Here is an 18,701-nt window from a genome sequence, read left to right as displayed (position 1 = left end):
AGGAGCCAACCATGGACAGCCACAGCCCGATCGCCACCGTCGCCCAGGCCCTGCGGCGCGCCGAACGCATCCTGGTCATCACCGGCGCCGGCCTCTCCGCGGACTCCGGTATGCCCACCTATCGCGGCCTCGGCGGTCTCTACAACGGTCGCACGGAAGAGGGCCTGCCGATCGAGGCGGCGCTTTCCGGACCGATGCTGCGGCGCGATCCGGCGCTGTGCTGGAAGTACCTCGCGGAACTCGGCAAGGCTTGCCTGGCGGCCCGACCCAACGCCGGCCACGAAGCCATTGCCGAGTTGCAGAAGCGCAAGCCGGAATGCTGGGTGCTGACCCAGAACATCGACGGCTTCCATCGCCAGGCCGGCTCGCCGGCCGAGCGGCTGATCGAGATCCATGGCGAACTGGCGCCGCTCTACTGCCAGTCCTGCGGTGCCGAGAGCGGCGGCCTGGAGGAACATCTGCACGGCCAGTTGCCGCCGCGCTGCGCGGCTTGCGGCGGGGTGCTGCGGCCACCGGTAGTGCTGTTCGAGGAAATGTTGCCGGAAGAGGCGATCGATACCCTGTACCGCGAATTGCGCAAAGGCTTCGATGCGGTGCTGGTGGTGGGAACCACCGCGAGCTTCCCCTATATCGTCGAACCGGTGCTGCGCACGCGGCAGGCGGGAGGCTTCACCGCGGAGGTGAATCCTGGCGTGACCGACCTCAGCGAGCGGGTCGATGTGAAAATGACAGGACGAGCCTTAGACATCATGCCGCAGGTGGTAAGTCACATTTATCGATAAAAAACTTGCATAGGATTGATCGAGAAGGCAAATTAGCCCGCTAGTAAAACTAATGAGACACGGTCGTGCCCATGCTTAAACGCTTAGCACCCCTCGTGCCCATGAGTTTCGTTCTGCTGCTGGCCGCTTGCGCCAGCCATTCGCCGGAGCCGCAGGTCGCCAAAGAGCCGACCGCAGCCAAGAGCAGCATCGACGTCGAACGCGACGCGATCGCTTGGCAGGATGTTGAGGACGAAGGGGCGGACAATTCATCGGCTGGTACGCCTGCGCTGGCGTCCAGCATCCTCGAGCGCGCTTTCGAACTGATCGGTACGCCGTACCGTTTCGGCGGTACGACGGCGAAAGGCTTCGATTGCAGCGGCTTCGTCGGCTACCTGTTCCGCGAGGAGGCCGGCATCAAGCTGCCGCGCTCCACCCGCGAACTCATCGATATGGACGTGCCGCTGGTCTCCAAGGACGAGTTGCAGCCGGGCGACCTGCTGTTCTTCAACAACCGTGGCCGTGGCCGCGTCAGCCACGCCGGCATCTACATCGGCGATGGCCAGTTCATCCATTCCGCCAGCCGTCGCGGCGGCGGGGTGCGGGTGGACAGCCTGGACTCCAGCTACTGGAGCCTGAGCTACATGGAAGCCAAGCGGGTGCTCGAACCCGGCTACAAGGACGCCCTGACGAGCAAGCGCTAAACTTAAAGTTTTACTTTAAGTATTGCGTTTAACTACTTGTCGTAGCAAAGTGGAAGCATTCCTCACCAGGAAGGCTTCCACTATGCATGCACTGGCCCGATTCTCGATCCTCGCCTTTGCTGCGCTGCTTACCGCCTGCGCCAGCAAAGCGCCGCCCCCCGCGCCCGCCAAACAGGTCGTATTCCGTCCGGCGACGAATTTCTCGCCCGCCGCCGACGATGTGCTGTTCCGTGCCCTCGGCCTGGTCGGCACGCCCTACCGCTGGGGCGGCAACACGCCCGATTCGGGCTTCGATTGCAGCGGCCTGATCAACTTCGTCTACCGCGACATGACCGGCATCAAGCTGCCGCGCTCGACCCGCGAGATGATTTCCATGCGCGCGCCCAGCGTGCCGGTGCAGGCCCTGCAGACCGGCGACCTGGTGTTCTTCGCCACCTCCGGTGGACGCACTGTGAGCCATGCCGGCATCTACGTCGGCGAGGGTCGCTTCGTGCATGCGCCGCGCACCGGCGGCACGGTGCGCCTGGACAGCCTGCAGAACAGCTACTGGCAACGCGCGTACCTGGACGCCAAGCGCGTGCTGGTTGCGCCGTCACCCTTGGCGCGGATGCCCTGAGGCGGGGAGGTCAGGGCCGATGACCACCCGCACCCTCAACCTCGACGACAACCTCTACCGCTACCTGCTGGACGTTTCGCTGCGGGAAACCCCGCTGATGACCCGCCTGCGCGAGGAAACCGCGAAGCTGCCCAACGCGCGCTGGCAGATCGCCCCCGAGCAGGGCCAGTTCATCGCCTTGCTGCTGACCCTGATCGGTGCGCGGCGGGCGCTGGAGGTCGGCACCTTCACCGGCTACAGCGCCCTGTGCATGGCTACCGCCCTTGGCGAGCAGGGGCGCCTTACCTGTTGCGACCTGCCCGGCGACTACCATCTCACCGCGCGCCGCTACTGGCGCGAAGCCGCTGTCGAGGAGCGCATCGAGCTGCGCCTCGGGCCCGCCCTGGAAACCCTGCGTGCGTTGCTCGACGAAGGTCTGGCCGGGCAATTCGACCTGGCCTTCATCGACGCCGACAAGGCCAACTACCCCGAATACCTGGAGGCCGCGCTGGCGCTGGTGCGCCAGGGTGGGCTGGTGCTTTTCGACAACGTGCTGTGGAGCGGCCGGGTGCTCGAAGCGCAGCCGAAGAGTGCGGATACCCGCGGCATCCAGCAGCTCAACCTGGCGCTGAAGAACGACGCGCGGGTGGACTACTCGCTGCTGCCGATCGGCGACGGGCTGAGCGTCTGCCGCAAGCGCTGAGCGAGGCTCAGCGTACGCCCCACGGCGGGCTGCCCAGGGCCTGCTGGAGAAACTGGACGAACAGCTTCACCTTCGGCGAGAGGGTCGCCGCTCGCGAATACATGGCGTAGATCAGGTCGTCCAGCGGCCGCTCCTGGGGCAGGGCCTCGACCAGCCGGCCGGCGGCCAGGTCTTCGGCGGCGATGAACAGCGGCAGCATCGCCAGGCCCAGGCCGCGTACCGCGGCGTCGCGCATGGTCTGGCCGTTGTTGGTGTTGAAGCGTCCGCGCGGGGTGATCATCCGCGCCGGCTCGCCGGCCACCCGCGGCTCGAAGCTCCATAGCTGCGACGGGGTGTTGTGGCTGTAGCCGATGCAGGGATGGCAGAGAATGTCTTCGATGCGTTGCAGCGGGCCATGCCGTTCCAGGTATTCCGGGCTGCAACACACTACCCGGCGGCTGGTGCCCAGTTGGCGGGCGATCAGCGAGCTGTCCTGCAGGCGGGTGATGCGGATCGCCAGGTCATAGCCTTCCTTCTCGAAGTCGACGATCCGGTCGTCCAGTTGCAGGACCACTTCCAGGCGCGGGTTGCGCGCCATGAATTCCATCACCAGCGGCCCCAGCCAGAGCGTGCCGAAGCTCATCGGCGCCATCACCCGCAATTCCCCGCACAGGTCGTTCTCGCGCAGGGCCACGCTTTCCGCGGCGTTGTTCAGGTCCTGCAGCGAGGCCTTGGCCGACTTGTAGAAGAAGCCGCCGGCCTCGGTCGGCTCGACGTTGCGCGTCGAGCGGTAGAGCAGGCGCACGCCGAGGTGGCGCTCCAGGTCGCTGACGCGTTTGCTGATCACGGACTTGGACAGGCTCATGCGTTCGGCGGCGGCGCTGATGCTGCCCAGCTCGACCACGTTGAGGAAGGCCTGTATGTCTTCAAGGCGCAGGCTCATGGCGAATCTCGAAACAATCGGGAGGCAGACTGTCGCATGCGGGAGAACTCCTGGTAAGGGGACGCGCGCGTCGAACGTGCAGGAACGGCAATGGCAGGGCAAGCGTAGCGCGCCCGGGGAATGGCATTGTTCTGGTATCGAGAACACCGTTTTCGCATTTTGCCGGGCGGTAAATCGTTGTCGCTGTCACTACTCTTGATGGGCGGCGTGCGCTCCCGAGACCGCCCATGCATGCCTCCCAGGAGGCGCTTCGTTTCACACCGCGCGGCGACGGACGCCGCACGAGACCGGAGAAACACCATGTCCTTCACCTACAAGCGACTCGACAAGAACGATGCGGCGGTGCTGTTCGTCGACCACCAGGCAGGCCTGCTCTCCCTGGTCCGCGATTTCAGCCCGGACGAGTTCAAGAACAACGTCCTGGCATTGGCCGACATCGCCAGGTTCTTCAACCTGCCGACCATCCTCACCACCAGCTTCGAGGACGGCCCCAACGGCCCGCTGGTGCCGGAACTCAAGGAAATGTTCCCGCAGGCCCCGTACATCGCCCGCCCCGGCAACATCAACGCCTGGGACAACGAGGACTTCGTCAAGGCGGTCAAGGCCACCGGCAAGAAGCAACTGATCATCGCCGGCGTGGTGACCGATGTCTGCGTAGCCTTCCCGACCCTCTCGGCGCTGGAGGAGGGGTTTGACGTATTCGTCGTCACCGACGCCTCCGGCACCTTCAACCCGGTGGTGCGCGACGCCGCCTGGGCGCGCATGACCGCCGCCGGCGCGCAACTGATGAACTGGTTCAGCGTCGGCTGCGAACTGCACCGCGACTGGCGCAACGACATCGAAGGCTTCGGTGCCATCCTCGGCGGCCACCTGCCGGCGTACGCCAACCTGATCCAGAGCTTCGGCACGAAGAAGTAAGCCGGCTTCGCCGCTGTCCCGGACACAAGGCACTCCGACCATCGGGTGCCTTGTGTCGTTTTCCGTCCAGGTGTTTTCATCGGAACGCCGCTTCGCCGGAACCCGAGGTTCCGGCACGCCCCCCATGCACAGGAGAAACCCCATGGCTACCCAGGTCGTCAACGCTTCCCTCGGCGCCACCCCTTACCGCGTGACCCTCGGCGACGACAGCCACCAGTGGCTGAGCGACGTGCCGGCCGCCCTCGGCGGCGGCGACAGCGGTCCCTCGCCGCACGAGATCCTGCTCTCGGCGCTGGGCGCCTGCACGGCGATCACCGTGGCGATGTACGCGCAGCGCAAGGAGTGGCCGCTGGAAGGCATCGACGTGCAACTGAACATCGTCGAGGAACGCACCAAGCCGGAGCCCTTCACCCATATCCGCCGCGACATCCGCTTGGCCGGCGATCTCGATGCCGAGCAGCGCCAGCGCCTGCTGGAGATCGCCAATGCCTGCCCGATCCATCGTGTACTCTCCGGAGAGGTCAGCGTCAGCAGCCAACTGCGCGACTGAACCCCGCACACACATCGAGGAGCACGGCATGAGCGACGACATCAAGGTATTGGGCATTTCCGGCAGCCTGCGCAGCGGCTCCTACAACAGCGCGGCGCTGCAGGAGGCGATCGGCCTGGTTCCGCCGGGCATGAGCATCGAGCTGGCGGACATCTCCGGCATCCCGCTGTACAACGAGGACGTCTACGCCCTCGGCTTCCCGCCCGCGGTGGAACGCTTCCGCGAGCAGATCCGCGCGGCGGACGCGCTGCTGTTCGCCACCCCGGAATACAACTATTCGATGGCCGGGGTGCTGAAGAATGCCATCGACTGGGCCTCGCGGCCGCCGGAGCAGCCGTTCTTCGGCAAGCCGGCGGCGATCCTCGGCGCCAGCGCCGGGCGTTTCGGCACCGCGCGGGCGCAGTATCACCTGCGCCAGACGCTGGTGTTCCTCGACGTTCATCCGCTGAACAAGCCGGAAGTGATGATCTCCAGCGCGCAGAACGCCTTCGATGCCCAGGGCCGGCTGCTCGACGACAAGGCGCGCGAGCTGATCCAGCAGCAGTTGCAGGCCCTGCAGCTATGGGTGCGCCGCCTGCGCGGTTGAATGCCTCGTCACCGGAGAGCCTGAACATGAGCAATACCGAAGAGCGTTGCGACCTGTCCTCCTCGCGGGACTGTCCGGAGCGCCGCGAACACCTGCTGCAACGAGTCACCGCGCGCGCCGCGGAAATCGGCGGCGGGATCACCGTCAGTCGGCTGATGCCGTCGCGCCAGCGGCGGATGATCGGCGCCTGGTGCTTCCTCGACCATGCCGGTCCCGCCGAATTCGAACCCGGCGGCGGCCTGGCCGTGGGCCCGCACCCGCACATCGGCCTGCAGACCTTTACCTGGATGATCCAGGGCGAGGCGTTGCACCGCGACAGCCTGGGCAACGTCCAGGTGATCCGTCCGGGCCAGGTCAACCTGATGACCGCCGGCCATGGCATCGCCCACACCGAGGAGTCGCTGCCCGACGAGCGCCACGCCCACGCCGCGCAGTTGTGGATCGCGCTGCCCTACGAGCAGCGCGACATCGCCCCGGCCTTCGACCATCATCCCGACCTGCCGCGCTGGCAGGAGCAGGGGGTCACCTTCACCCTGCTGGCCGGCGCTCTGGACGGGCGGCAGGCGCCGTGCCGGCTTTACTCGCCGCTGCTCGGCGCCGACCTGGCCTGCGACGATGCCTCGACCCTGCAACTGACGCTCGACCCGCACTTCGAGTACGGCCTGCTGCCGCTGGAAGGCGGGTTGGAAGTGGGCGGCGAGCATTTCGCGGTGAACGAACTGGCCTACCTGGGCGACGGCCGCGACGGCCTGCAACTGCAACTCGATCCTGGCGCGCGGGTGCTGTTGCTGGGCGGCGCACCGTTCGGCGCGGAGATCTTCATGTGGTGGAACTTCGTCGGCCACAGCAAGGGTGAGATCGCCCGGGCGCAGAAGGCCTGGGAGGAGGGGGATGCCCGCTTCGGCCGGCTCGACGCCCTGGAAGGGCCGCGCTTGAGCGCTCCGCCGATTCCCTGGAAGATCGACGCCGAGTGAGGTCGATGTGCCGCCGGGTGCCCCGGCGGCGTCCTCGAATGCCTGTCGGCGATCGTTGCGGACCTGCGGTCTGGCGATTCGCCGGCAGCGGGAAAACTTTCTGCACCCATCGCCGGTCAGAACTCGCCTATCGCATGCACCGAACAGGAAGTGAGCCACATGCAATTCGAACACCTGGTCCAGGTCAACGACCGGACGCTTGTCGACCTGCCGGTCCTCGACCGGCTGCAACTCTGGGAAGGCCTGGTCTGCCGTGCGCGCGAGCCACAGTATTTCGTCGTCGGCCTGGAGCGTTTCGAGATCCTCGTCGATGACGGCGACCGCCTGCACCGGCGCCTGTACCTGCCGGGTCTGGTGGTCGAGGACGAAGTCGTGCTGAAGGCGCCGGACAGTGCCCACTACAGCATCAAGCCGAGCGCCGAGGTGGCCGGCGGCAGCCTCGACATGACCATCGAGGAGCCGGAGCCCGGCTCGCTGTTCGTGCGTTTCGCCTACTGCACCCGCTACCTGCAGCCGCTGGGCGACGAACTGCCCTACGACGCCTTCGTCAAGCAGGCCTATATCGCCATGGATGTGGAGACCATCGCCACCATCCGCGACCGGTTCGGCGCCAGCGCCGCCAGCGGGAGTTGAGCGTGGAACACGGAAGCAGTTTTCTCCAGTCCGGCGTGGTCTTCCTGATCGCGGCGGTGTTCATGGTGCCGCTGGCCAAGCGCCTGCAACTGGGCGCGGTGCTCGGCTACCTGCTGGCCGGCGTGCTGATCGGTCCCAGCGTGCTGGGCCTGGTGGACAACCCGGAAAGCGTCGCGCAGATCTCCGAGATGGGCGTGGTATTGCTGCTGTTCATCATCGGCCTGGAGCTGTCGCCGCGGCGCCTGTGGGTGATGCGCAAGTCGGTGTTCGGCGTCGGCCTGCTGCAGGTGCTGCTGACCGGCGTGGTGATCGGCACCGTGGCCCTGGTCGGCTTCGACCAACCGGTGAACAGCGCGGTGGTGCTCGGCCTGGGCCTGGCGCTGTCGTCCACCGCCTTCGGCCTGCAGATCCTCGCCGAGCGCAAGGAACTGACCCAGCCCCATGGCCGCCTGGCCTTCGCCATCCTGCTGTTCCAGGATATCGCGGCGATCCCGCTGATCGCCATGATCCCGCTGCTCAGCGGTGCGCACAGCGACGCCGGCGGTAGCGAACTGACCCAGACCCTCAAGGTAGTCGGCAGCATCGCCGCGGTGGTGGTCGGTGGCCGCTACCTGCTGCGCCCGGTGTTCCGCATCGTCGCCCAGACCAAGCTGCAGGACATGTCCACCGCCACTGCGCTGCTGGTGGTGATGGGTACCGCGCTGCTGATGGAGCTGGCCGGCGTGTCCATGGCCCTCGGTGCCTTCCTCGCCGGCCTGCTGCTGGCCGACTCGGAGTACCGCCACGAACTGGAGGCGCAGATCGAGCCGTTCAAGGGCCTGTTGCTCGGCCTGTTCTTCATCAGCGTGGGGATGAGCGCGGACATCAGCCTGCTGCTCAAGTCGCCGTGGATGGTGCTCGGCCTGACTGTGCTGCTGATCGCCCTGAAGGCGCCGGTGCTGTACTTCGTCGGACGCATTTCCGGCGGCCTCGACAAGGCCTCGGCGCTGCGCCTGGGCGTGGTCCTGGCGGCCGGCGGCGAGTTCGCCTTCGTCGTGTTCAAGATGGCCCGCGACCAGGGCCTGTTCCAGAACGACCTGCACAACCTGCTGGTGCTTTCCATCACCCTGTCGATGGCCCTGACCCCGTTGCTGGTACTCGGCCTCGCGCGCCTGCTGGCGAAGGAGCCGGAGGCGACGAAGCCGCCGCCGGAAATGGAACGCATCGACAACGACGACACCCCGCGCGTGGTGATCGCCGGGGTCGGCCGCATGGGCCAGATCGTCGCTCGCGTGCTGCGCGCCCAGCGCGTGCCGTTCATCGCCCTGGACACCTCGGTGGAGACCATCGAGCTGACCCGTACCCTCGGCGCGATCCCGATCTTCTACGGCGACCCGATGCGCCCGGAGATCCTTCGCGCGGCCCAGGTAGAGAAGGCCGAGTTCTTCGTCATCGCCACCGATGACCCGGAGACCAACATCGAGACGGCCAAGCGCGTGCGCAAGCTGTATCCGCACCTGAAGATCATCGCCCGCGCGCGTAACCGCCAGCACGTCCACCTGTTGCTCGACGCCGGGGTCGAGCCGGTGCGCGAGACCTTCTTCTCCAGCCTGGAGATGAGCCGCATGGTGCTCTGCGGCCTGGGTCTGAGCGAGGAACAGGCGGACGCGCGGATCCGTCGTTTCCGCCGGCACGACGAAGAGGTCCTGGCCTCCCAGCACCTGTTCTACAACGACCGCGACGCGCTGATCAAAAGCGCTCGCGAGGCGCGGGTCGAGCTGGAGACGCTGTTCCAGACCGACCAGTTGGAAGACCGTGGCGCGGTAGCGGCGGAGACCCCGGAGAAACCTTCCCGCGCGTCCTAGCGCCCGACCCATGCCGGTACGCCGGCATGGGTGATTCCCACGCCTGGGTCCATACTTTGCGGATATCGCAGTACGAAGGTTGGGATACCCGCGCGGCATCCCCTCTGTAGGGTGGAGGGCATCAGCCCAGCAGACGGCTGGACGCTTCCGCCGATCGAGGAACCTTATGCCTGTCGAACACCTGGACGTACTCATCGTCGGCGCCGGATTGTCCGGCGTCGGCGCCGCCTACCACCTGATGAAGCATTGCCCCGGCAAGAGCTTCGCCCTGCTCGAAGGGCGCGCGGCGATGGGCGGTACCTGGGACCTGTTCCGCTACCCCGGCATCCGTTCCGACTCGGACATGTTCACCCTCGGCTACAACTTCAAGCCATGGAGCGATCCCAAGGCCATCGCCGACGGTCCGTCGATCCGCCGCTACATCGAGGAGACCGCGCGGGAGAACGGCATCGACCGGAAGATCCGCTACCGCCACCGGGTGCTCAGGGCCGACTGGGATTCCGCCAATGCGCGCTGGAACCTCGACGTGCAGCGCGGTGACGAGCCCGAGCCGCTGCGCATGACCGCGCAGTTCCTGCTGATGTGCACCGGCTACTACCGCTACGAGGCTGGCTATACCCCGGAATTCGTCGGCCGCGAGGACTTCGCCGGGCAGGTCGTCCATCCGCAGCTGTGGCCCGAGGACCTCGACTACAGCGGCAAGAAGGTGGTGGTGATCGGTAGCGGCGCGACAGCCGTGACCCTGGTGCCGTCGCTGACCGACAAGGCCGCCCACGTCACCATGTTGCAGCGCTCGCCGTCCTACGTGATCACCCTGCCGCAGAAGGACGCGATCTCCAATTTCCTTCGCCGCTTCCTTCCGGAAACCTGGGTCTACCGCCAGGCGCGGGCGCGCAACGTGGCCATGCAGATGGTCTTCTTCATGCTCGCCAGGACCTTCCCCGGCCTGGTCCGCAAGGTCCTGCTCAAGCTGGCCAGCCTGCAACTGGGCAAGCGCTTCGACATGCGTCACTTCAGCCCGCGCTACAAGCCGTGGGACGAGCGGGTCTGCGCGGTGCCGGACGGCGACCTGTTCAAGGTGCTGCGCAAGGGCAAGGCGTCGGTGGTCACCGAGCACATCGACCGCTTCGTCGAGCGGGGCATTCGCCTGAAGACCGGCGAGGTGCTGGAGGCGGACATCATCGTCACCGCCACCGGTCTCGACCTGGTGATGTTCGGCGGCGCCGAGCTGGCGGTCGACGGCAAGCCGTTCCAGGTCAACCAGAGCATGGGCTACCGCGGCATCATGCTGCGCGACCTGCCGAACCTGGCGGCGGTGGTCGGCTATACCAACGCCAGCTGGACGCTCAAGGCGGACCTCTCCAGCGAATACTTCTGCCGCCTGATCAATCACATGGACGCCACCGGCATGCGCCAGGTGACCGCCCGCGACAGCACCGGCGACGTGCGCGAGGAGCCCTTCCTCAACCTCGACTCCGGCTACATCCAGCGCGCCGCCGAGCGCATGCCCAAGCAGGGCGACCGGATGCCCTGGAAGCTTTACCAGAACTACGTCCTCGACCTGGCGCTGCTGCGCTACGGTAAGGTCGAGGACGGCTACCTGGTGTTCTCCTCGCCGGCGCCGCAGCGGCAAGCCGGCGGCGCGGCGGTGCAGGCCCTGGGCTGAACCCGGCGGGCACCGCTCAGGCGTTCGCCGCGACCTGCCCGTAGGCCTTGCGCCAGGCGTCCAGGCCGCCGGCCAGCGCCCAGGTGCGGGTGAAGCCGGAGGCGTTGAGGCGCTGGGCAAGCATCGCGGCGGAAAGTTCGTGGGGACAGGCGCAATAGATGACGATGCTGGCGTCCCTGAGGTCGCCGGGCAGGTCCTTCAGCGACACGTTCAGCTCCACCGGGATGGCTCCCGGAATGCCGCTCGGCTCGTCCTCGTGGTGGGCGCGAACATCGAGGATCACCGGCAATTGCCCCTGTTCGCGAAGGCTTTCCAGTTCCTCCACGCTGATTCGCGGAATCCGCCGGCTGCGCGACAGCAGGCGCTGGCGCTGCCAGAGCTTCCAGGCGATGAAGGCGGCGAAGGCGCCGGCGATCAGCAGCGCGCCGATGGCCGCGTAGTCGCTGAGCAGGGCCAGCAGGTGGTCCACCGCATCGCTGAAGATCACCCCCAGCAGCAGCGCGGAACCGGCCCAGAGTGCCGAGCCGGCGGCGTCGTAGGCGAGGAAGCGGCGCAGGTGGGTGCGGGTCATGCCGGCCAGGGTGGTGGACAACGCACTGGCGCCGGGCAGGAACTTCGACATCAGCAGCGCCCTCGGACCGACCCGCAGGTACATGTTCTGGCTCTGGCGGATGCAACTGTCCTGGGACAGCGAGACCTTGCAGATGCTGCGCAGGAGGAAGCCGCCATAGCGGCGCCCGGCCAGGTACCAGGCGACGTCCGCCAGCAGGCAGGCGAGCACCACCACCAGCAGGACCATGCCCAGCGGTGCGCCGACGCCCTGCATGGCCAGCGCGCCGGCGACGATCAGCGCCGGGTAGGCGGGGATCGGCAGCCCGGCCTGTTCGCAGAGCACGTTGAGGAACAGCAGGAGCAGCCCGTGGTTCTCCAGCAGGGGTTGCAGTTCACGCATGGCGGAGCCTCTCGAATTCTTCTGCGGGTAGTGTGAGCGCGAAGCGTGAAGCTGGGAAGAACCAAGTCGGCAGGGCCGGAGGCGTTGCGGCGGATAACGCCGCTGCGTCGAGAGAGGCGGCCCTGGGCTGGGGCGAAACGAAAGCAGCCCCTCGCCCGTGGGGGGCGAGGGGCTGTCGGGTCAGGCCACTTCCACCAGCAGCACTTCGCTGTCTTCCAGGGCCGTGACCTTCAGGGTCGGTTCGTCGCGTACCGCCAGGCCATCGCGGGCCTCGGCGCGCACGCCGTTGACCTCGATGCTGCCGGTGGCCGGCACCAGGTAGGCGCGGCGACCGTTTTCCAGGGCGTACTCGGCGCTCTGGCCGGCCTTCAGGGTCACCGCGGCGACCTCGGCGTCGGCGCGGATGTGCAGCGCTTCGCTGTCCTGCTCGTCGCCGCTGGCGAGAGTGACGAAACGACCGTCGCGCTCGGCCTTCGGGAACGGTTTGGAGCCCCAGCGCGGCTGGTCGCCGCGGCGGTCCGGGATGATCCAGATCTGGAAGATCCGGGTGGTCTCGGCTTCCAGGTTGTACTCCGAATGGACGATGCCGGTACCGGCGCTCATCACCTGCACGTCGCCGGCCTCGGTGCGGCCCTTGTTGCCCAGGCTGTCCTGGTGGGTGATCGCGCCTTCGCGGACATAGGTAATGATCTCCATGTCGCGGTGCGGGTGCGGCGGGAAGCCGCTGCCGGCGGCGATCTCGTCATCGTTCCAGACCCGCAGGCGGCCCCAGTCCTCGCGCTCCGGGTCATAGTAGTCGGCGAAGGCAAAATGATGACGCGCGTTCAGCCAGCCGTGGTTGGCATGGCCCAGACGGTCGAAGGGACGACGTTCGATCATGATCGGATCTCCATTGGGCCCGTCGCCGCTCGTTTGCGCGAGGGTGCGGGCGGTTGATGGGGTCATCATCCGTCAGATCATTGCGATAAAAAAGCGCGTATTTTCGGATTTATCTATCTAATTATTAGATTCGATCAGGGCGCGAAGGAAGCGCGGGTCCGCCAGTGCGGCGAGGTGCCCGCCCGGGTATTCCCGCACCCGAGCGTCCAGGCGACGGGCGAAGGAACGTTGCAGCGACGGCGGGCTGAGCCGGTCGGCGGCCGCCACCACGTAGGTGACCGGGCAGGCTGGACGAGTCTGCCGTGGCGAGTCGATCAGCAATTGCGCTGGCTCGCTGGCGCTGGTCGGCACCTCGGCGCCGAGCAGTTCGAGGAAGCCGGCGCGGTCTTCCAGGCGGACCCGCCCTCCGAGCGGGTCGAGGCGGCATAGCCCGAGGAGATTGTCCTGGCCGCTGTCCTGGTAGCTTTCCAGCGCGCCGCCGCCCTCGCTGACCAGCGCGCTGAACAGGTACAGGTGCGCGGCGCGCTCGCCCAGGCGGGCCGCCAGGCATTGCGCCAGGTAGCCGCCGAAGCTGTGGCCGCAGAGTATCACCCGCTCCTCGCCGGCCAGCGTGGCGGCGGCCTGGTCCAGCCAATGCGCCAGGTCGCATCCGGGCGCGTCGCGCAGATGGTCGCAGCTTCGCCAGCCGGCGCCTTCCACGGACCAGGCGGAGCGGCGCAGGAAAAATCCCGAGACCAGCAGCGCGCCGCTCATCCGCCGGCCCGCTCGGCCTGGCGCAGGCCGACTGCGCCGACCTGCAGCAGCATGATCACCCCGCACAGCGCGGCCAGGCCGAGGTACAGCGCCTGGCTGCCGGCATGGTCGAGCATGATCCCGCCGTACAGCGGTGCCAGCGCGGTGCCGAGGCTGTAGAGATTGGCCGCGCCGAAATAGCTGCCGCGCAAGTCGTCGGGGGTCAGTTGGTCGACCTCCACGCTGAAGGTCGGGAACACGATCAGTTCGCCGAGGCTGAGCACCACCGTGGCCAGCGCCAGGCCGGCGAACAGGGTCACCGGGGTCCAGGCGAAGCCTAGCTGGGCCAGGAGCATGAGCAGCATGCCGAGCATCAGGCGGCCGCCGGTGCCGGTGTTTTCCAGCAGGCGGAGGAGGGGAAACTGGGCGACCACTATGGTCAGCGCGTTGATGGTCACCAGCAGGGCGATGCTGTTGACCACGTCGGGCAGACCGCTGCGGGTGAGGTACTGCACGAGGGTCGAATCGAAGGTGGCGTAGATCAGCGCGGCCAGCATGTTGCACAGCAACAGCAGGGTGAAGGCGCGATGCCGGGCCATGCTCAGGCAGGCTTCGAGGAACCCGGTCGAGGATCGCGGGGCAAGGCTGCGCCGCTTCAGTTCGAGGTGGTGCAGCAGGCGCCAGAGCAGCAGGCCGTAGCAGAAGTAGACCAGCGCGGTGACCAGGAAGGTGCCGGCCTGGGCGGCGACGCCGAGGGTCAGGCCGATCAGCGGGCCGAGGGCGGCGCCCAGGTTGATCAGGAAGTACCGGCAGTAGAGCGCCAGTTCCCGCGAGCGGCGATCCTCGACGCGGTCGCCGATCAGCGCCTTGCAGCTCGATTCGAGCAGGGCGCAGCCGATGCTCACCCCGGAGATCGCCAGTCCGTAGGACAGCGGCTGGCCGCTGAAGCCCAGCAACACGAAGGAAAGTCCGCTGAGACTGGTGCCGAAGAAGATCAGGCGCTTGCGCCCGAAACGATCCGACAGCCAGCCGGTGTAGATGCCGCTGAGCGCGCCGCAGACGGTCGCCAGCGCCAGCAGCAGGCCGATGGCGCTGGCGGACAGCCGGAACTCGCGCCACAGCAGCAGTGCCAGGAACGGCCAGACCATGAAGTAGGCGCCGCGGGTCAGCAGCGTACCGACGAGCATCACGTGAATTTCCGTCGGCAGGGCGCGGAAGCGTTGCACGCTGAAGGTGTTGTCGCTCACGGGCGGGGCTCCTGGGCGAGGGGACGGATGCCGCCGCGCAGGCTGCCGGCGGCTACCTGGTGGAACAGCGGCAGGAAGCTTTCCGGCAGTTCGCGGGTGAACTCGCTGCTCAGCCAGCAGCGCAGCAGGCAGCGGCGCTGCCGCTCGTCGTCGCTGAACTCGGTGCGCGCGTGCAGGGTGGTGTGGTTGTTCACCAGCACCAGCATGCCCTTGCTGAAGTCCAGTTCGGCATAGCCGTCGGCGCGTTCGATCGCCTCGTCCAGGCCGTCGAGCATGCTTCGCACCTGCGGGGCGAGGCTTAGCCCGTGGCGCGTCACCGATTCGTTGAACTTGCGGATATAGCGCAAGACGAAGGTCCGTGGGGTTTCCGTGAGCAGCGGCACCAGCGCGTAGTCGGCGTCGCCTTCGTCGCGCAGGTCGTGGGGGATCGGTTGGCCGAGCAGGGGCAGCCAGGCCGGATTGGCGGCTTCCAGGGTGGCGAGGACGTCGGCCGAGGAACGGATGCGGAAGGCGCCGCCCCGGCGTGCCGGCGACCAGCAGGCGAGCACGGTGAGGTCGGCGCGATCGGAGTGGAAGGCCAGTTCCTGACTGGTCAGGTGGCCGCGCTGCGGCGCGTCGCGGGCGTCGCGCAGACCGAGGTCGCGCACTTCCTTGAGGTACTCGCCGTTGCGGTTGATCGCCACGGTGCGTCCCAGCCATTGGCAGAATGCGCGGAACACCCGCTGGAATTCGTCCTCGGCGAGTCCGCGCAGCAGCGCGGAATCGTGCAGCAGCACGCCGCTGCCGTGCTCCAGTTCGTGATGCAGGCGCTGGCGCAGGAGAGCCTCCGCGCTATCGGCGGGACGCCGCTCCAGCAGGCGCGCGAACAGCGTTTCCAGGCCGGCGGCGAAAGCGGCCGAAGCGCAGAACACCGCGTTGCCCCGCCAGGGCGCGGGGCGACGATGGATGGTTGTCATAGCGAGGCTCCGTATTCCTGCTGCCAGAGCGACAGGGTGGTGAGGGTGAACAATTGGTCGCCGGGCAGCGCCGCGACGCTCGGTGCATCCAGGCCTTCCAGGCCGAGGTCGTGGAGCGCCGGCAGGCGTTCGGCGAGGTGCCGGCGCATTTCCCCGAGGGCCTGCGGCCACCGTTCGAACGGCAGGCGGAAATGCCGTTTCGGCTGCGCCTGCCAGCGTTTCTCGCGCTGCTCCAGGAGCGCCACCAGCGGTGCCTTGGCGGTGTCGCCGACGATCCGCTGGAGGCGCCCGGCGCGCTGCGCCAGGGCGCCATGCAGGTAGGGGGTGCGCGCTTCGATGGTGCGCGACATCAGCAGATGGTCGGCGCGGCGCAGCAGCGGCTCCAGCGAGTAGTGCAGGTCGAACTGGCCGATCGCCGCCTCGAGGCCCTGGCCGAGGGCCTCGTGGGCGAGTTCCTCGATCCGCTCGGCGACCCGTCGGCCCGCCGGTTCCGCCAGCAGCGCGGCCTTGCGCCGGTACTCGCCGAACCAGGCGGCGGCGAAGCGCCGCGGTTCCGGCGCGTCGCGCCGGCGCCAGAGTTCGAGATGGCGCGGGTAGCCCCAGAACAGTTCGTCGGCGCCTTCGCCGAGAAGCACGCAGTGATAGCCCTGCTCGCCGATACCGTCGGCCAGGCGCTGGTACATCAGCAGGCTGGACATCCGTGTCGCCCCGCCGAAGTTGCCGACCGCGCGACGCAGCAGCGGCATGAAGGCTTCCTGGCGCAGCTCGAAGCGTTGCAGCCGAGGGTGTGGCAGCAGGCTTTCCTCGTCGCCTTCCAGGCACAGGTGGAAGCGTTGCAACTGCGGGTCCAGGTAGCTGCCGAGCAGGTTGGAATCGACCCCGCCGCTGACCAGCAGGGCGCAGGGGCGGAAGGTCTGGCGGCAGCGTTCGAGGGTTTCACCGAGCTGCTCGTCGAGGCTGTCCGCCTCGCTGGCCGGGGCGGTGGCCAGCCGCTGGCGCTGGCAGAGGCGCGGACGCTCCTGGGAGAGATCGAAGCGCAACACCTCGCCGGGCAGTAGCAGACGGACCTGCTGGAACAGGGTCTGGCCTTCCAGCGGCACGCCGGCGGCGACCACCTGGGCGATCGCCTCGGCGTCGGCACGGGCGCCGCCGAGCAGGTGCAGCAGCGCCCGCGGCTCGGAGGCGAAGGCCAGCAGGCCGCGCTCGGGCTGGTAGCTGTAGTACAGCGGCTTGATGCCGAACTCGTCGCGCAGCAGGGTCAATTGCCGGGTCTGCGGGTCCCAGCTGGCGAGGGCGTACATGCCGTCCGGCAGTACCCCGCGCTGCAAGCCGTCGAGCAGCAGGCGGATCTCGCCATGGATTTCGCAGCCGGCCTGGTAGACCTCGCCGTTGTAGGCGACCCGCCGCAGGCCCTCCTGCGGCGGCAGCGGTACCGCCGCGGCGCCGGACATCGGCAGGCGGGTCATACCGATGGCGCCGTTCGGCAGGGCCGCGATGCCCTCGCCGAACGGACCCCGATGGGCCAGCAGGCGTAGCGCTCCGGCGAAGCGCGAGACACTGAAACCGGTGCCGACGTAACCGAGGATGCCGCACATCACGAGGCTTCCCGTTGCAGCAGCGTGGCGAGCGCACGGCGATCGTGCTTGCCGGCGCCATTCAGCGGCAGGGCCTGGTGCGACAGCACTACGCGCTGCGGCGCGCGGAGGGTGCCGAGCTGCTGCTGGAGCCAGGGCAGGAAGGCGAACTCGACCTGCGGCGCGGTGTGGATCACGGCGACATAGTCTTCGCCATAGAGCGGGCAGTCGACCTTCAGGCAGCAGACGTCGATCACCTCGTCCAGGCCGTTGAGCGCCCGTTCGCATTCATTCAGGTGGAACAGGTTGCCGCCCTTGTTGATGGTGCCGTCGCAACGGCCGAGGACGTGCACGCAGCGGTCCTCGTCGAAGTAGGCGAGGTCCTGGGTGTTCAGCCAGCCGTCCTCGAGCACCTGGGCGGTCAGGTCGGGGCGGTTGACGTAGCCGGAGAACAGGCTCGGCGTGCGCACCCACAGGCGCCCGCGTTCGCCGCTGCCCTCCAGCGGGCGGCCGTCGGGGTCGGTCAGCTTGAGTTCCAGGCCGACGGCCGGTCCCACCGAGTTGTCGAACGCGTCGCCGCGACGCTTGCCGAAGAGGAAGGCGAAGCCGCACTCGCTGAGGCCGTAGATGTTCGCCAGCGCCGCGTAGTCGCGCTGGAAGGCCGCCTGCAGGTCGGCGTCCAGGCGCGCCGAGCCGGCGACGCAGAGCAGGCGCTGCAACGGCAAGCGGCGCGGCGGCGGGGAGCCTTCCTTGACCATGTGGTTGACCACCGGCGGCACCAGGTAGAGGAAACTGATGCCGAAGCGTTCCACGTATTCCCAGAAGCCTTCGCTGTCGGCCCAGCAGTGCAGCGGCAGGAGCACCGCGCTGCCGCCGTACAGCAGCGGGAAGAGGAAATTGATGCCGAGGATGCCCAGGCCGCTGATCCGGTAGAAGCAACCGGAGCGCGTGTGCTCGCCGATGCCCAGGCAGTCGCGGCCGATGCGGTAGGCATGGAGCATGGCCTGCTGGCTGAGTTCGATGCCTTTCGGCTGGCCGGTGGTGCCCGAGGTGAACAGGATCATGTGGCTGTGCGCGGCGCGGTCGAGCCGGCGCGTCGCGCTGCGCTCGAAGTCCAGCGCCAGGCGCAGCCCGGCCAGCGCGCCCTCGAGCGGATGTTCGCTGGCCAGCGCTTCCAGGCGCATCTCGTCGACGATGGCCTGCTTCGCGGCCTCCCCCCACTCGGGATCGATCAGCACCAGATGCTTGCCCGCGCGCATGACCGCATAGATCAGGCAGAGGTTGCGGTAGCTGTTGTCCAGCAGCACGCCGACACTGCGGCAGGCATGCGCGGCGATCTGCTCGGCGAGGGCGTCGACCTGGCGGTCGGCGTCGCCCCAGGTGTATTCCAGCGGTCGCTCCGGCTCGCGGGCGTCGATCAGGAACGGCCGCCGCGGGTCGGCGCTGCCGAGATGGCGGAGGGTGCTGTCGAGCGATACGGGTACGGGGAGGCTGCTCATGCCGGC

At 67.8% G+C, this 18,701-nt stretch carries 19 protein-coding genes; 11 read left to right on the top strand and 8 right to left on the bottom strand.

What is annotated here, in order from left to right; translation table 11 throughout:
• The first annotated feature begins 11 nt into the window (after positions 1 to 11).
• The 4 genes from HMPREF2581_RS24425 to HMPREF2581_RS24410 all read left to right on the top strand — a co-directional run bounded on the left by HMPREF2581_RS24425 (position 12) and on the right by HMPREF2581_RS24410 (position 2,763).
• Positions 12 to 782, top strand: coding sequence for an NAD-dependent deacylase (locus HMPREF2581_RS24425; RefSeq protein ID WP_003133706.1), 771 nt, complete (start codon positions 12 to 14; stop codon positions 780 to 782).
• 65 nt (positions 783 to 847) lie between these two features.
• Entirely contained in the window at positions 848 to 1,465 is a 618-nt protein-coding gene (locus tag HMPREF2581_RS24420; RefSeq protein ID WP_003082470.1) for a C40 family peptidase, read from the top strand.
• Positions 1,466 to 1,547: 82 nt separating this feature from the next.
• A complete protein-coding gene (locus tag HMPREF2581_RS24415; RefSeq protein ID WP_003086623.1) occupies positions 1,548 to 2,081 on the top strand; it encodes a C40 family peptidase in 534 nt (177 codons plus the stop codon).
• Between the two features lie 19 nt (positions 2,082 to 2,100).
• Positions 2,101 to 2,763: an O-methyltransferase gene (locus HMPREF2581_RS24410; protein ID WP_003086626.1), complete on the top strand. Its 663-nt coding sequence runs from the start codon at positions 2,101 to 2,103 to the stop codon at positions 2,761 to 2,763.
• 7 nt (positions 2,764 to 2,770) lie between these two features.
• Here the strand turns inward: HMPREF2581_RS24410 and HMPREF2581_RS24405 are convergent, their stop codons facing one another.
• Positions 2,771 to 3,685 carry a LysR family transcriptional regulator gene (locus HMPREF2581_RS24405; protein WP_003082475.1) on the bottom strand — a complete coding sequence of 305 codons (915 nt, stop codon included), beginning with the start codon at positions 3,683 to 3,685 and terminating at the stop codon, positions 2,771 to 2,773.
• Between the two features lie 300 nt (positions 3,686 to 3,985).
• Here HMPREF2581_RS24405 and ycaC point away from each other — a divergent pair, with 300 nt between their 5' ends.
• The 7 genes from ycaC (at position 3,986) to HMPREF2581_RS24370 (ending at position 10,856) form a co-directional block, all read left to right on the top strand.
• A complete protein-coding gene (ycaC, locus tag HMPREF2581_RS24400; protein ID WP_003082476.1) occupies positions 3,986 to 4,603 on the top strand; it encodes an isochorismate family cysteine hydrolase YcaC in 618 nt (205 codons plus the stop codon).
• A 142-nt stretch (positions 4,604 to 4,745) separates the two neighbouring features.
• Complete coding sequence (locus HMPREF2581_RS24395; RefSeq protein WP_003140490.1) at positions 4,746 to 5,153, top strand: OsmC family protein; 408 nt, start codon at positions 4,746 to 4,748, stop codon at positions 5,151 to 5,153.
• Between the two features lie 28 nt (positions 5,154 to 5,181).
• Positions 5,182 to 5,739 (top strand): NAD(P)H-dependent FMN reductase, encoded by a 558-nt coding sequence (locus tag HMPREF2581_RS24390; protein WP_003140489.1) that lies wholly within the window; start codon positions 5,182 to 5,184, stop codon positions 5,737 to 5,739.
• A gap of 26 nt (positions 5,740 to 5,765) precedes the next feature.
• Positions 5,766 to 6,713: a pirin family protein gene (locus HMPREF2581_RS24385; protein WP_003140488.1), complete on the top strand. Its 948-nt coding sequence runs from the start codon at positions 5,766 to 5,768 to the stop codon at positions 6,711 to 6,713.
• A gap of 159 nt (positions 6,714 to 6,872) precedes the next feature.
• The gene (locus HMPREF2581_RS24380; protein ID WP_003082488.1) at positions 6,873 to 7,346 is read left to right on the top strand and encodes an SRPBCC family protein; all 474 of its coding nucleotides are present in this window, start codon (positions 6,873 to 6,875) and stop codon (positions 7,344 to 7,346) included.
• A 2-nt stretch (positions 7,347 to 7,348) separates the two neighbouring features.
• Positions 7,349 to 9,190: a glutathione-regulated potassium-efflux system protein KefB gene (gene kefB, locus HMPREF2581_RS24375; protein ID WP_003086638.1), complete on the top strand. Its 1,842-nt coding sequence runs from the start codon at positions 7,349 to 7,351 to the stop codon at positions 9,188 to 9,190.
• Between the two features lie 166 nt (positions 9,191 to 9,356).
• Positions 9,357 to 10,856, top strand: a complete 1,500-nt coding sequence (locus HMPREF2581_RS24370; protein ID WP_003140487.1) for a flavin-containing monooxygenase — start codon at positions 9,357 to 9,359, stop codon at positions 10,854 to 10,856.
• 16 nt (positions 10,857 to 10,872) lie between these two features.
• Here the strand turns inward: HMPREF2581_RS24370 and HMPREF2581_RS24365 are convergent, their stop codons facing one another.
• From HMPREF2581_RS24365 to HMPREF2581_RS24335, 7 genes are all read right to left on the bottom strand, one after another.
• Positions 10,873 to 11,808 carry a DedA family protein/thiosulfate sulfurtransferase GlpE gene (locus tag HMPREF2581_RS24365; protein ID WP_003109223.1) on the bottom strand — a complete coding sequence of 312 codons (936 nt, stop codon included), beginning with the start codon at positions 11,806 to 11,808 and terminating at the stop codon, positions 10,873 to 10,875.
• A 180-nt stretch (positions 11,809 to 11,988) separates the two neighbouring features.
• A complete protein-coding gene (locus tag HMPREF2581_RS24360; RefSeq protein WP_003140486.1) occupies positions 11,989 to 12,687 on the bottom strand; it encodes a pirin family protein in 699 nt (232 codons plus the stop codon).
• Positions 12,688 to 12,804: 117 nt separating this feature from the next.
• Positions 12,805 to 13,440, bottom strand: coding sequence for an alpha/beta fold hydrolase (locus HMPREF2581_RS24355; protein WP_003140485.1), 636 nt, complete (start codon positions 13,438 to 13,440; stop codon positions 12,805 to 12,807).
• Complete coding sequence (locus tag HMPREF2581_RS24350) at positions 13,437 to 14,666, bottom strand: MDR family MFS transporter (protein ID WP_003082502.1); 1,230 nt, start codon at positions 14,664 to 14,666, stop codon at positions 13,437 to 13,439. The genes HMPREF2581_RS24355 and HMPREF2581_RS24350 overlap by 4 nt, the downstream gene beginning before the upstream one ends.
• A complete protein-coding gene (locus tag HMPREF2581_RS24345) occupies positions 14,663 to 15,622 on the bottom strand; it encodes a clavaminate synthase family protein (protein ID WP_003082503.1) in 960 nt (319 codons plus the stop codon). The genes HMPREF2581_RS24350 and HMPREF2581_RS24345 overlap by 4 nt, the downstream gene beginning before the upstream one ends.
• Positions 15,619 to 17,217, bottom strand: coding sequence for an asparagine synthase-related protein (locus HMPREF2581_RS24340; RefSeq protein ID WP_003140482.1), 1,599 nt, complete (start codon positions 17,215 to 17,217; stop codon positions 15,619 to 15,621). Before HMPREF2581_RS24340 ends, HMPREF2581_RS24345 begins: the two co-directional genes overlap by 4 nt.
• Positions 17,217 to 18,695: an ANL family adenylate-forming protein gene (locus HMPREF2581_RS24335; RefSeq protein ID WP_003086670.1), complete on the bottom strand. Its 1,479-nt coding sequence runs from the start codon at positions 18,693 to 18,695 to the stop codon at positions 17,217 to 17,219. The genes HMPREF2581_RS24340 and HMPREF2581_RS24335 overlap by 1 nt, the downstream gene beginning before the upstream one ends.
• Between the last annotated feature and the right edge of the window lie 6 nt (positions 18,696 to 18,701).

This window comes from Pseudomonas sp. HMSC057H01 (genome assembly GCF_001836405.1).
GTDB lineage: Bacteria > Pseudomonadota > Gammaproteobacteria > Pseudomonadales > Pseudomonadaceae > Pseudomonas > Pseudomonas aeruginosa.
Note: the sequence above shows the minus strand (reverse complement) of the source record. Positions and strands in the feature narration are given on the sequence as shown.

Coding starts and splice junctions, on each gene's coding strand:
- HMPREF2581_RS24415 (WP_003086623.1), top strand. CDS start 1,548: ATGCATGCACTGGCCCGATTCTCGATCCTCGCCTTTGCTGCGCTGCTT.
- HMPREF2581_RS24390 (WP_003140489.1), top strand. CDS start 5,182: ATGAGCGACGACATCAAGGTATTGGGCATTTCCGGCAGCCTGCGCAGC.
- HMPREF2581_RS24355 (WP_003140485.1), bottom strand. CDS start 13,440: ATGAGCGGCGCGCTGCTGGTCTCGGGATTTTTCCTGCGCCGCTCCGCC.
- HMPREF2581_RS24340 (WP_003140482.1), bottom strand. CDS start 17,217: ATGTGCGGCATCCTCGGTTACGTCGGCACCGGTTTCAGTGTCTCGCGC.
- HMPREF2581_RS24395 (WP_003140490.1), top strand. CDS start 4,746: ATGGCTACCCAGGTCGTCAACGCTTCCCTCGGCGCCACCCCTTACCGC.
- HMPREF2581_RS24345 (WP_003082503.1), bottom strand. CDS start 15,622: ATGACAACCATCCATCGTCGCCCCGCGCCCTGGCGGGGCAACGCGGTG.
- HMPREF2581_RS24370 (WP_003140487.1), top strand. CDS start 9,357: ATGCCTGTCGAACACCTGGACGTACTCATCGTCGGCGCCGGATTGTCC.
- HMPREF2581_RS24385 (WP_003140488.1), top strand. CDS start 5,766: ATGAGCAATACCGAAGAGCGTTGCGACCTGTCCTCCTCGCGGGACTGT.
- HMPREF2581_RS24425 (WP_003133706.1), top strand. CDS start 12: ATGGACAGCCACAGCCCGATCGCCACCGTCGCCCAGGCCCTGCGGCGC.
- HMPREF2581_RS24365 (WP_003109223.1), bottom strand. CDS start 11,808: ATGCGTGAACTGCAACCCCTGCTGGAGAACCACGGGCTGCTCCTGCTG.
- ycaC (WP_003082476.1), top strand. CDS start 3,986: ATGTCCTTCACCTACAAGCGACTCGACAAGAACGATGCGGCGGTGCTG.
- HMPREF2581_RS24405 (WP_003082475.1), bottom strand. CDS start 3,685: ATGAGCCTGCGCCTTGAAGACATACAGGCCTTCCTCAACGTGGTCGAG.
- HMPREF2581_RS24360 (WP_003140486.1), bottom strand. CDS start 12,687: ATGATCGAACGTCGTCCCTTCGACCGTCTGGGCCATGCCAACCACGGC.
- HMPREF2581_RS24335 (WP_003086670.1), bottom strand. CDS start 18,695: ATGAGCAGCCTCCCCGTACCCGTATCGCTCGACAGCACCCTCCGCCAT.
- HMPREF2581_RS24380 (WP_003082488.1), top strand. CDS start 6,873: ATGCAATTCGAACACCTGGTCCAGGTCAACGACCGGACGCTTGTCGAC.
- HMPREF2581_RS24410 (WP_003086626.1), top strand. CDS start 2,101: ATGACCACCCGCACCCTCAACCTCGACGACAACCTCTACCGCTACCTG.